This is a genomic window from Streptomyces triticagri (assembly GCF_003429565.1).
Classification (GTDB): Bacteria; Actinomycetota; Actinomycetes; order Streptomycetales; family Streptomycetaceae; genus Streptomyces; species Streptomyces triticagri.
The window spans coordinates 115,680-127,703 of record NZ_QUAK01000025.1; the positions used below are offsets into that span (position 1 = coordinate 115,680).

The 12,024-nt window shown below is 70.6% G+C and carries 10 protein-coding genes and 2 pseudogenes; 6 read left to right on the forward strand and 6 right to left on the reverse strand.

The window, feature by feature from the left end:
* The first annotated feature begins 131 nt into the window (after positions 1–131).
* Both DY218_RS05530 and DY218_RS05535 read left to right on the forward strand, forming a co-directional pair.
* Positions 132–2,099 (forward strand): 2-oxoacid:acceptor oxidoreductase subunit alpha, encoded by a 1,968-nt coding sequence (locus DY218_RS05530; RefSeq protein ID WP_128554764.1) that lies wholly within the window; start codon positions 132–134, stop codon positions 2,097–2,099.
* Positions 2,092–3,153 (forward strand): 2-oxoacid:ferredoxin oxidoreductase subunit beta, encoded by a 1,062-nt coding sequence (locus tag DY218_RS05535; protein ID WP_128554765.1) that lies wholly within the window; start codon positions 2,092–2,094, stop codon positions 3,151–3,153. The genes DY218_RS05530 and DY218_RS05535 overlap by 8 nt, the downstream gene beginning before the upstream one ends.
* A gap of 126 nt (positions 3,154–3,279) precedes the next feature.
* Here DY218_RS05535 and DY218_RS05540 read toward each other — a convergent pair whose 3' ends face one another.
* Positions 3,280–3,714, reverse strand: coding sequence for a winged helix-turn-helix transcriptional regulator (locus tag DY218_RS05540; RefSeq protein ID WP_128554766.1), 435 nt, complete (start codon positions 3,712–3,714; stop codon positions 3,280–3,282).
* Between the two features lie 122 nt (positions 3,715–3,836).
* On the opposite strand from DY218_RS05540, the gene DY218_RS05545 reads away from it, so the two are divergent.
* Both DY218_RS05545 and rarD read left to right on the forward strand, forming a co-directional pair.
* Positions 3,837–4,694 carry an SDR family oxidoreductase gene (locus DY218_RS05545; protein WP_128554767.1) on the forward strand — a complete coding sequence of 286 codons (858 nt, stop codon included), beginning with the start codon at positions 3,837–3,839 and terminating at the stop codon, positions 4,692–4,694.
* A 108-nt stretch (positions 4,695–4,802) separates the two neighbouring features.
* Positions 4,803–5,831: an EamA family transporter RarD gene (rarD, locus tag DY218_RS05550; protein WP_128554768.1), complete on the forward strand. Its 1,029-nt coding sequence runs from the start codon at positions 4,803–4,805 to the stop codon at positions 5,829–5,831.
* Between the two features lie 291 nt (positions 5,832–6,122).
* Here rarD and DY218_RS05555 read toward each other — a convergent pair whose 3' ends face one another.
* On the reverse strand, positions 6,123–6,539 hold the full coding sequence (locus DY218_RS05555; protein WP_128554849.1) for an SRPBCC family protein: 417 nt from the start codon (positions 6,537–6,539) through the stop codon (positions 6,123–6,125).
* Positions 6,540–6,626: 87 nt separating this feature from the next.
* Positions 6,627–7,172, reverse strand: a pseudogene (locus DY218_RS05560) (CGNR zinc finger domain-containing protein); the annotation flags it as partial.
* Between DY218_RS05560 and DY218_RS05565 the strand changes: the two are divergent.
* Positions 7,171–7,620: a VOC family protein gene (locus tag DY218_RS05565; protein WP_128554769.1), complete on the forward strand. Its 450-nt coding sequence runs from the start codon at positions 7,171–7,173 to the stop codon at positions 7,618–7,620. The pseudogene DY218_RS05560 and the gene DY218_RS05565 overlap by 2 nt on opposite strands.
* 162 nt (positions 7,621–7,782) lie before the next feature.
* Positions 7,783–8,715: pseudogene (locus tag DY218_RS05570) on the forward strand (M28 family metallopeptidase); the annotation flags it as partial.
* Positions 8,716–8,787: 72 nt separating this feature from the next.
* Here the strand turns inward: DY218_RS05570 and DY218_RS05575 are convergent.
* From DY218_RS05575 to DY218_RS05585, 3 genes are all read right to left on the reverse strand, one after another.
* A complete protein-coding gene (locus DY218_RS05575; RefSeq protein WP_128554771.1) occupies positions 8,788–9,693 on the reverse strand; it encodes an ABC transporter permease in 906 nt (301 codons plus the stop codon).
* Positions 9,680–10,681: an ABC transporter ATP-binding protein gene (locus tag DY218_RS05580; protein ID WP_128554772.1), complete on the reverse strand. Its 1,002-nt coding sequence runs from the start codon at positions 10,679–10,681 to the stop codon at positions 9,680–9,682. The genes DY218_RS05575 and DY218_RS05580 overlap by 14 nt, the downstream gene beginning before the upstream one ends.
* 93 nt (positions 10,682–10,774) lie before the next feature.
* Positions 10,775–11,995: a LolA family protein gene (locus tag DY218_RS05585; RefSeq protein WP_128554773.1), complete on the reverse strand. Its 1,221-nt coding sequence runs from the start codon at positions 11,993–11,995 to the stop codon at positions 10,775–10,777.
* Positions 11,996–12,024: the final 29 nt, after the last annotated feature.

A 12,024-nucleotide genomic window follows, 5' to 3' on the forward strand; every position in this document is an offset into this window, starting at 1 on the left:
GACCCGTCTCAAATCCACGTCCACGATATGAGCGACCCGGGGAAGGCCACCCTTACCGACGTAGGGTGGCCTTGGGAGGACCGGTCGGTCGGTTCGTCCACGTGCCGCAGCCTCGAGGGAGGTCCAGTTCAGTGACCAGCCAGGTCAGTAGCCCAGCCGAACAGGCCGACGCCACGGTCGTCGGCGAGCAGCGCAAACCGTCCGGTGACAAAGAGGTACGTCGTCTGGACCGGGTGATCATCAGGTTCGCGGGGGACTCCGGTGACGGGATGCAGCTGACGGGTGACCGTTTCACCTCGGAGACGGCCTCGTTCGGAAACGACCTCTCGACCCTGCCGAACTTCCCGGCCGAGATCCGCGCCCCCGCCGGCACCCTGCCCGGCGTCTCGAGCTTCCAGCTGCACTTCGCCGACCACGACATCCTCACCCCCGGCGACGCACCGAACGTCCTGGTGGCGATGAACCCGGCCGCGCTCAAGGCCAATATCGCCGACGTGCCGCGCGGCGCCGAGATCATCGTGAACACGGACGAGTTCAGCAAGCGCGCGATGGCCAAGGTCGGCTACGAGACCTCGCCCCTCGAGGACAACTCCCTGGACGGGTACAACGTCCACCCGGTGCCGCTGACCACGCTCACGGTCGAGGCCCTCAAGGAGTACGACCTCTCCCGCAAGGACGCCGGCCGCTCGAAGAACATGTTCGCGCTCGGCCTGCTGAGCTGGATGTACCACCGGCCGACCGAGGGCACCGAGCAGTTCCTGCGGCAGAAGTTCGCCAAGAAGCCCGACATCGCCGAGGCGAACATCGCGGCGTACCGCGCGGGCTGGAACTTCGGCGAGACCACCGAGGACTTCGCCGTCTCCTACGAGGTCGCCCCGGCCGCCAAGGCCTTCCCCACCGGCACGTACCGCAACATCTCGGGGAACCTGGCCCTGTCCTACGGTCTGGTCGCCGCAGGTCAGCAGGCTGATCTGCCGCTGTACCTGGGCTCGTACCCGATCACCCCGGCCTCCGACATCCTGCACGAGCTGAGCAAGCACAAGAACTTCGGCGTGCGGACCTTCCAGGCCGAGGACGAGATCGCCGGCATCGGCGCCGCGCTCGGCGCGGCCTTCGGCGGCTCGCTCGCGGTGACCACCACCTCCGGCCCGGGCGTCGCCCTCAAATCCGAGACCATCGGCCTGGCCGTCTCCCTCGAACTGCCGCTGCTTGTCATCGACATCCAGCGCGGCGGCCCCTCCACCGGCCTGCCCACCAAGACCGAACAGGCCGACCTGCTGCAGGCGATGTACGGGCGCAACGGCGAGGCGCCGGTGCCGATCGTCGCCCCGAAGACCCCGGCCGACTGCTTCGACGCCGCACTCGAGGCGGCCCGGATCGCGCTGACGTACCGCACCCCGGTGTTCCTGCTCTCCGACGGCTACCTGGCCAACGGCTCCGAGCCGTGGCGCATCCCCGAGGTGGACGAACTCCCGGACCTGCGCACCCAGTTCGCGCACGGCCCGAACCACACCACCGAGGACGGCACCGAGGTCTTCTGGCCGTACAAGCGCGACCCGCAAACTCTCGCCCGGCCCTGGGCCATCCCCGGCACACCGGGTCTCGAGCACCGCATCGGCGGCATCGAGAAGCAGGACGGCACCGGCAACATCAGCTACGACCCGGCCAACCACGACTTCATGGTCCGCACCCGCCAGGCCAAGGTCGACGGCATCACGGTCCCCGACCTGGAGGTCGACGACCCCGCCACGGCCTCGCCGCCCAACACGGGCACGGGCGACCCCGAGGGCGCGGGCGTCCTGGTCCTCGGCTGGGGATCGACGTACGGCCCGATCACCGCCGCCGTACGCCGGCTGCGGACCGCGGGCGAGCGGATCGCGCAGGCGCATCTGCGCCACCTCAACCCGCTGCCGCGGAATCTCGGCGACGTCCTCGCGCGTTACGACAAGGTCGTCGTGCCGGAGATGAACCTGGGGCAGCTCGCCACCCTGCTCCGGGCGAAGTACCTGGTGGACGCCCGGAGTTACAACCAGGTCAATGGAATGCCGTTCAAGGCCGAGCAGCTCGCCAAGGCTCTCAAGGAGGCCATCGATGACTGACGCCGGTAATGGACTGCTGCACCTGGTCCCGAAGGCCGAGGCCAAGCAGTCCATGAAGGACTTCAAGTCCGACCAGGAAGTGCGCTGGTGCCCCGGCTGCGGCGACTACGCGGTCCTCGCGGCCGTGCAGGGCTTCATGCCCGAACTCGGCCTCGCCAAGGAGAACATCGTCTTCGTGTCCGGGATCGGCTGCTCCAGCCGCTTCCCGTACTACATGAACACCTACGGCATGCACTCCATCCACGGCCGCGCCCCCGCCATCGCCACCGGCCTCGCCTCCTCCCGCCGCGACCTGAGCGTCTGGGTCGTCACCGGCGACGGCGACGCACTGTCCATCGGCGGCAACCACCTCATCCACGCCCTGCGCCGCAACGTCAACCTGAAGATCCTGCTGTTCAACAACCGGATCTACGGCCTCACCAAGGGCCAGTACAGCCCCACCTCCGAAGTCGGCAAGATCACCAAATCGACACCGATGGGCTCCCTCGACGCCCCCTTCAACCCCGTCTCCCTCGCCATCGGCGCCGAAGCGAGCTTCGTCGCCCGCACCGTCGACTCCGACCGCAAACACCTCACCGAGGTCCTGCGCCAGGCCGCCGACCACCCCGGCACCGCCCTCGTCGAGATCTACCAGAACTGCAACATCTTCAACGACGGCGCCTTCGAGGTCCTCAAGGACAAACAGCAGGCCGAGGAAGCCGTCATCCGCCTCGAACACGGACAGCCGATCCGCTTCGGAGTCGAACAGGCCAAGGGCGTCATCCGCGACTCCCTCACCGGCGACCTGCAGATCGTCGACGTCACCGAGGACAACCAGTCGCAGATCCTGGTCCATGACGCGCACTCCGCGTCCCCGACCACCGCCTTCGCCCTCTCCCGGCTCGCCGACCCCGACACCCTGCACCACACCCCCATCGGCGTGCTCCGCGACATCGACCGCCCCGTCTACGACACCCAGATGTCCGACCAGCTCGACGCCGCCGTCGAACGCGACGGCAAGGGCGACCTCGCCGCGCTCCTCGCGGGCGGCGACACCTGGACCGTCGCCGGCTGACGCGGCCGCCACCGCACCCACTGCCAGCCACACCGCACATACGACGAGGCCCGGCCCCCGCTCGGCGAATTGCAGGGGACCGGGCCTCGTCGCATCCGCCGATCGCGCCCGCGCCCCCGCCCCGGCTCAGCCGCGCCTGCCGTCGTACGCCGCGCGGGCCGACTCGACCTGCGGGACATGCTCCTCGGACCAGTGAGCCAGCGACCACACCAGGTGCGCCGCCTGCCGGCCGAGCGGCGTCAGGGAGTACTCGACGTGCGGTGGGATCACCGGCTTGGCCTCGCGCAGCACCATGCCGTCGCGCTCCAGGGTCTGCAGCGTCTGCGCCAGCATCTTCTCGCTGACGCCCCCGATACGGCGACGCAGTGCGCTGAACCGCATGGTGCCCTCCAGGAGCGAGGCGAGCACGAGCACGCCCCAGCGGCTGACGATGTGCTCCAGGATGCCGCGGGATGCGCAGTCGGCGGCGAAGACGTCGGGCAGGAGCGCGTCCAGACCCGGCTTCGGACTGGCCTCCGCCTCGCGCGCCTTCACCTTGCTCACCTCAATGCTCACCTTCATGCCAGTACCTTACTTCAAAGTGGGTACTTTCCTTTGGTTAGTGTCAATTTTACGATCGGGAAGAGCCGCGGAACAAGCCCCGCGGCATCGAGCGAACCGCATCCACACCAAGGAGCTTCCCCATGATCGTCGTCACCGGAGCCACCGGACACCTCGGCCGCCACGTCATCGACGGACTGCTCGAGAAGGTTCCGGCCGACCGCGTCGCCGCCGTCGTCCGCGACAAGGAGAAGGCGACGGACCTCGCCGCCCGCGGAGTCGAACTGCGGATCGGCGACTACAGCAGGCCGGAGACGCTCGCGGGCACATTCGGCGCCGGAGACCGGGTCCTGTTGATCTCCGGCAGCGAGGTGGGCCGCCGCGTCGCCCAGCACACCGCGGTGATCGACGCCGCACGGACGGCCGGCGTCGCCCTGCTCGCGTACACGGGCATACTCGGCGGCCCGGACGCCGACTTCGAGCTGGCCGCCGAGCACAAGGTGACCGAGCAGCTGATCCTCGACTCGGGCCTGCCGTACGTCTTCCTGCGCAACGGCTGGTACCACGAGAACTACACCGAGAACCTGGCCCCGGTCCTGGAGCACGGCGCCGTCGTGAACAGCGCGGGCGACGGCCGCGTCGCCTCGGCCTCGCGTGCGGACTACGCCGCCGCGGCCGTCACCGTCCTGACCGGCGACGGTTTCGAGAACCAGGTGTACGAGCTGAGCGGCGACGTCGCGTGGAGTTTCACCGAGTACGCCGCCGAGTTGAGCCGGCAGACCGGGCGCGAGATCGGCTACGCCGATGTGCCCGCCGCCGACAACCTGGCCATCCTGACCGGCGCCGGGCTCCCCGAGCCGATGGCGGCAATCCTCGTCGACGTCGACGCCGCGATCGCCCGCGGGCTGCTCGCCACCACCAGCGGCGATCTGGCCAGGCTGATCGACCGCCCCACGACCCCGATCGCCGAGGCCGTCGCCGGGGCCCTGAAGGACCAGTGAGGCACGCAGCACAGTAAGGACCAAAGAGCGATACGGAGATGACAGGCAGGACCTGCGGCCGCTACCGTCGGAGAGTTCGAGAATCGGTGTGCCGGTCGGGAGGCCTCAATGCAGTCGACGTCACGCGAGAGCCGTGCCGGCCTGCTGTACGGCTTCGGGGCGTACGGGATGTGGGGCCTCGTCCCCCTCTTCTGGCCGCTCCTGAAGCCGGCCGGGGCCGGGGAGATCCTGGCGCACCGGATGGTCTGGTCGCTCGCCGTCGTCGCGGTCGCTCTGCTCCTCGTCCGGCGCTGGGCCTGGGCCGGTGAGCTGCTGCGGCAGCCGAAGCGGCTCGGCCTGGTGGCCGTGGGTGCGGGCGTCATCACCATCAATTGGGGCGTCTACATCTGGGCGGTCAACTCCGGCCATGTCGTGGAGGCCTCGCTCGGCTACTTCATCAATCCGCTGGTGACCATCGCGATGGGCGTACTGCTGCTCAAGGAGCGGCTGCGTCCCTTGCAGTGGGCGGCCGTGGCGGTGGGCCTCGCGGCGGTGCTGGTGCTCGCGTTCGGATACGGGCAGCCGCCGTGGATCTCCTTGATCCTGGCCTTCTCGTTCGCCACGTACGGGCTGGCCAAGAAGAAGGTGAATCTGGGCGGGATCGAGTCGCTGGCCGCCGAGACGGCCATCCAGTTCCTGCCCGCGCTCGCGTTTCTGCTGTGGCTGGGGAGCCGGGGCGAGGCCGCGTTCGGCGCGCACGGCGGCGGGCATGCGGCGCTGCTTGCGGCGACGGGTCTGGTGACGGCGATCCCGCTGGTGTGCTTCGGGGCGGCGGCGATCCGGGTGCCGCTGTCCACGCTCGGGCTGTTGCAGTATCTGGCGCCGGTCTTCCAGTTCGTCCTCGGCATCTGGTACTTCCACGAGGAGATGCCGCCCGAGCGGTGGGCCGGCTTCGGTCTCGTATGGATCGCGCTGACCCTGCTGACCTGGGACGCCCTGCGCACGGCCCGCCGCAACCGGGCCCGGGCGGCGGAGCTCTCCCGCGCGGTCGCGGCGGGCGCACCGGCTCCGGCGGCCTGCGGGGAGTCCGAGGCGGACGTCGGCCCGGATTCGATCCCGACCGCGGCGGCGCAGGGCCTCGGAGGGCCGAAGAGCTGACCCCTGCGGCGGGGACCGCCGCGAAGCCGGGGTCGAGTCGGGGCGACTCCGCTGCGGAAGCCGCAGGAGACAGAACCGCCGACACCCTCACGCCGGCTTCACTCCTCCCCCGGCCACCGCAGGCCGTCGACCACTGCGGACCCCCGGCCGCGGCAGCCTCACCCGTCACGTACGACCCGGGAAGCAGAATCACGTACGCCCCGGGATCCCGAAGAGCCGGCACGGTCACCGCCCGCGGCACCGTGACCCCCGCGGCACAGACGCCCCGCCCACGCCGCGGCGCGGTTTCGGTCAGGCACTCGGCGACTCGAGTGCCTGGGCGGCACGGTCCATCGCCGACTGCCAGTGGTCGCGGCGCCGCTCGCGCTCGTGGGCGCTCGGGAGATGCTCCTGGTGGAAGCCGAGCACTGCGCGCGTGCCGTCCGAGGAGCGGGCCTCGGACACGGTCACTTGGACCGTGGTGGAGCCGAGGGTCGCGCGGATCCGGTCGCCGGGCCGATAGCTGCGGATCTCGCCGGACTCGCCGGCCGCATTGACGAACGGGGTGCCCTTGCGGGGTGCGGCGGGCAGTTCGGCGCCCTCGCCCAGCCACAGCGCGATGCCGTCGGCGCTCGCGATGAAGTCCCATACGACGGCGGGCGGATACGGCAGCGTCCGTGAGACGCCGATCTGCCAGCCCGCGTCCTGTGTCAGACCGGTCGGGGTCATGGTGGAGCTCCTCTCGGTGTGCTGTCCTCGCGTGCGATGCGTCCTGACCTTGCTGCGGTTGCCACAGCGCTCCATCGAGCACCAGCGGCGGCGGCCGGGGCGCGAGGTGTCGACGAACAGCAGATAGCAGTCGTCCGCCGAGCACTCGCGGATCCGGTGCGCGTACGGACCGGTCAACAGGTCGACCGCATCCCTCGCCACCGTGGCGAGCAGCTGCGCGCCCGTGCCGCCCGGGGTCCACGCGCGCGTGCCGTCGGGGGCGATACGGGAGGTGAGGGCGGGGCGCTCCGCCATCTGGTTCACCACCTCGAGGTCCCGCGCGCTCAGCGGGGCGCCGTGGGCGCGCTCGGCCGCGAGGATCATGATCGCGTCCCGCAGCGGACGCGCGACCGCGAACTCGGCCTCGCTCACCGTCAGTTCCAGACCACCCGGCAGTCGGCTCGACTCCGCCCAGCGCCGCAGATCCGCCGGCTCGCGCAGCACCTCGAACCGCGCGAAGGCACCCGGACCGCCGGTCGTGGCGAATTCCAGGCAGAGCGCCCCCGGATCGAACCGGAAGGACACCCCTTCGAGCGATGTGAGGGTCAATCCCATTGCCTGTCGAGCCATGTAACCACTATAACCGGTTAGCATGACACTGCAATGGAAGCTCGTGATCGACTGCACCGACCCGCACGCCCAGGCGGACTTCTGGGCGGCCGCCCTGGAGTACGAGGTGGAGGACAACAGCCCGCTGATCGAGCAGCTCCTCGGCCTCGGCGCGATCCCGCCGGAGGTCACCGTCGAGGCGCACGGCCGCCGGGCCTGGCGCGACGCGGCGGGCGCCCGCCACCCCGACGACCCGTACGACGAGTCCAGCGGCGCGGGCCTCGGCAGACGCCTGCTGTTCAACCGGGTCCCGGAGCCCAAGACGGGCAAGAACCGCCTGCACATCGACGTGCACGTCGGACCCGACAGCCGGCCCGCCGCGGTGGCCCGCCTGGAGGGCCTCGGCGCCACCCTCGTGCGGGACGTGAAGGAGCAGGGCGGCGAGTGGGCCGTCATGCAGGACCCGGAGGGGAACGAATTCTGCGTGGCCTGACCGCCCACACCTCGCCCACCGCCCACGGCACCACCAACGCCCGGACTGTTTTGCCCTCTTGACGGAGAGTCACCCGTACCCGAGCATCAGCCTCCGCGTACGTACGCACCCCACCTCCGCGTACGCGCAGTCCTGTCCCCGTACGGATCCGGAGCCCCCCACATGAAGCTCTCCGTCCCGATACGTGTCACCGCCGCGGCCGCGCTGCTCGCAGCCGGCCTCGTCGCGGTGCCGGCCGCCGCCGCAGCGCCCCCCACCGCCGCGGCGGCACCCGACATACCCGTGGCCAACGTGCAGGCCCACCTGGCCGAACTGAACTCGATAGCCGAGGCCAACGGCGGCAATCGCGCCCACGGCAGCGCCGGCTACCAGGCCTCCGTCGACTATCTGAAGGCCAAGCTCGACGAGGCCGGATTCACCACCACCGTGCAGGAGTTCACCTCCGGCGGTCAGACCGGTTACAACCTGATCGCCGACTGGCCCGGCGCCGATCCCGACCAGGTCCTGATGGCCGGCGCCCATCTCGACAGCGTCGGCTCCGGCGCCGGCATCAACGACAACGGCTCCGGCTCGGCCGCCGTACTGGAAACCGCACTCGCCGTCTCACGCGAGCAGCTGGCACCGGCCAAGAGTCTGCGTTTCGCCTGGTGGGGCGCCGAGGAACTGGGCATGGTCGGCTCCCGGCACTACGTCGACCAACTCCCCGCCGACGAACAGGCGAAGATCTCCGGGTATCTGAACTTCGACATGGTCGGCTCTCCGAACGCCGGCTACTTCGTCTACGACGACGACCCGGCCCTGGAGAAGGTGTTCACCGACTACTTCGCCGGGATCGACGTCCCGACGGAGGCCGACACGGAGGCCGACGGGCGCTCGGACCACGCCTCGTTCCTGAGCGCGGGGATACCGGTCGGCGGGCTCTTCACCGGGGCCGGCAGCACCAAGTCGGCCGAGCAGGCCGAGAAGTGGGGCGGCACGGCGGGCGACTCCTTCGACCCCTGCTACCACTCGGCCTGCGACGACACCGCGAACATCGACGAGACCGCACTCGACCGCAACAGCGACGCCCTGGCCCACAGCATCTGGGAACTCTCCGGCTGAGGCGGGACGAACCGAGCCGAGCTGAACCAGCCGCGTGGGCCCGCTGTCACGCCGTGACCTCCTGGGTCACGCCGTAATGTCCTTCGCCGTGAAGCGGGCCCACGCGGCCGACCCGAAGACCGCCGCGTAGATCAGCTGCAGCCGCAGATTGCTCAGCAGATCGTCCCAGTGGACCGGTTCCCGCATCAGGTCCGCGAAGGACAGCCAGTGATGCGAGAACAGATACGGATGCAGCGCGTCCAACTGCGGGATCGTGTCCAGGATCTGCACGGCGATGAGCAGTCCGACGGTGGTCGCCATGGCCGCGATCCCGCTGTTGGTCAGTGTGGAGACGAAGAGCCCGAGGGCCGCGAGTCCGATCAGTGAGGCCGCCACCACCAGGGCGATGAGCAGCGCCCGCCACAGCCCTTCGGACAGGCTGATCCGGGTCCCCGAGATGGTGGTGAGCTCGCCCAGCGGGAAGAGCAGCGCCCCGACGATCAGCGCGGAGACCGCCACCGTCAGGGTCGCGACCAGGCAGAACGCCAGCGTGGCCGCGTACTTGGCGAGCAGCAGCCTGCTGCGTCCCGCGGGCGCGACAAGCAGATAGCGCAAGGTGCCCGCGCTCGCCTCGCCCGCGATGCCGTCCCCGGCGACCACGCCGACGGCCATCGGCAGGAAGAACGGCAGCGTGGCGGCGAGCGCGGTGAAGACCAGGAACAGTCCGTTGTTGGTGATCTGCGCGATGAACGCGGGCCCCTGCCCCGCGCCGCCGCCCGCCGAACCCCCGTCGCCCGTCTCGATCTTGACGGCGATGCCGACCAGTACCGGTACGGCGGCGAGCACGCCGAGCAGGGCGAGCGTGCGCCAGCGCCGGAAGGTCGTGGTGACCTCGGAGCGGAAGAGTCCGAGCGTCCAGAACCAGCGGCGCACCCCGGGGTCGCCCGCGGCCGCCGGCCCGCCGGCATAGGCCGCCGTGTCAGCCCGTGACATCGAAGCCCTCCCCCGTCAACTGCATGAACACGTCCTCGAGAGAGGCTCGTTCGAGTCCGAAGCCGCGCACCCGCACACCCGCGCCGACCAGCGCCGCGGTCAGCTCGGCCAGGTCACCGTCGGGCGGCGGGTCCCCGGTGACCCGGTCGCCGGACTCCACGGCGATGCCGGTCACGCCGTTCTCCTTCAGTACGCGCACGGCGTCGCCCGGATCGGGCGTACTGACCGCGAGCCGGCCGCGGGCGGTCGCCGCGAGGTCCTCGACCGGGCCCTGGGTGACGAGCCGGCCCTTGGCCATCACGGCGGCGTGCGTACACACCTGTTCGATCTCGTCGAGGAGGTGGGAGGAGAGAAAGACGGTGGTGCCGTCCCGGGCCAACTCCCGTACCAGGGTGCGGATCTCGCGCATGCCCTGCGGGTCGAGGCCGTTCGTCGGTTCGTCCAGTACGAGCAGGCGGCGCGGGGTGAGCAGGGCGGCGGCCAGGCCGAGGCGCTGCTTCATGCCGAGCGAGTACGCCTTCGCCCGCTTGCCGGCCGCGGCGGTCAGGCCCACGCGGTCGAGTGCGGCCGCCACCCGGGCCTTGCGGGTGCGCGGGTCGGCCGTCGGGTCGGCGCTGTCGTAGCGCACCAGATTGTCCCGGCCGGACAGGTGGCCGTACAGGGCAGGGCCCTCGATCAGCGCGCCGACCTGCGGAAGGACGGTGCGGGCCGCGTCCGGCATCCGGTGTCCGAGCACCCGGACGGTGCCTGCGCCGGGGTCGATGAGGCCCATCAGCATGCGGATGGTGGTGGTCTTGCCGGAGCCGTTCGGGCCGAGGAAGCCGAAGACGCTGCCGGCGGGCACGGACAGGTCCAGCCGGTCGACGGCCAGTTGCCCGCCATACCGCTTGCTGAGCCCGCGCGTCTCGATCACCGGTGCCGCGTCGGGCGACGCTCCGGCGCCGGCCGACACGTCCGCCTCGGGCGTGCTGCCCGGACTCCCCGTCAATGCTCTCCCCTGTCTCGCACACCCCGAGCCGAAGCCGAAACCCCGCGCAGGCACCCCCGAAGGGGCACCCGCACGGGGTGGAGACGGGCCGGGCTACTTCGCCGCGTTCGCCGCCTTGACCAGGGTGGCCTTGTCGACCGCCCCGGCGTAGACCTTGCCGTCCTCGGTGATCAGCGCGTTCACCAGGCGGGTCGAGAACACCGTGCCCTTGCCGAAGTCGCCCTTGACCTGGTCGCCGAGCGCGGAGAGTAGCTTGTCCGCCTCCGGCGGGACGTCCCCGGACGCGGAGCCGGACGTCGGCAGCGGAGCGCCGGTGTCGAAGGTGGCGATCGAGCTCCAGCCCTCCCCGATGACGTTCATGCCCTCGAGTCCCTCGAGGTCTTCCAGGCCCTCGGGCCGGGGGCCCTTGTCGCCCTTGTGCTCCTTGCCGGCCTCGTCCGCCTCGGTGACCTTCGTGCCCTTGTTCGGCTTGAAGTCGAAGGTCTTCGCGTCGGGCTCGGCGAAGTCGACGTCGGTGAAGCCCGCGTCGATCGCCGCCTTGCCGCCGCTGCTCGGATTGAGCGTGAACTTCAGCGGCACGCCGTTGTCCGCGTCCACCGCGATACGGATCGAGCCGATCGTCGAACCGGACTGCTTGGGCTTGATCAGCAGCTGGTAAGCATCGCGCCCCGCGACCTTCGCGGTGCCGTCGACGGTCACCGACGTGGTGTCGTCGACCGCCTTCAGTGCCTCCTCGGCGAACTCCTTCGGGGTGGCGCCCCCGAGCTTGTCCTCGCCCTCGGCCTTGCCCTTGCCGTGCGCACCCTTCTCGGCCTCGGCGTGGAACGCCTCGTCGGAGCCGCTGTCGTACGCCCAGACGTCGTCGCCGTTGTGGATCAGGCTGTACTCGGAGGTGTCGTCGACGATGGACAGCTTCTGCTTGTCCGGGCCGTCGGCCGCGACGCGCAGTGTGTGCGTGCCGGAGGCCAGCTCCATCAGGCGGGACTGCGGATCGGCGGAGGAGTCCCCGCCCTCGCCGCCCGGGGCAAGCGAGGACATCGCGTCGCCGAAGGCGGGAATCCCCAGGTCGGTGCTGATCTTGACGCTGCCGGACAGCTGCTCTGTGTCGGAAGCGGCGATCTTCTCGACGAGCTCCTCGGCAGTGATCTTGGGCAGATCGGGATCACCGGAGTCGGCGAGCGCCGGGACCAGCCCGATGGTCGCCGCCGCCACTCCGGCCACCGCGACCGGGACGACGTAGCGGGTGGCCTTGCGGCGCCCCGTGCCGTGGTCGTCGGCCTCCTCGGTGGTCCTTGACGTTTCGTACGGTGCCATGTGTGCCTTCCTCCGTGCTCGGCGGCGGC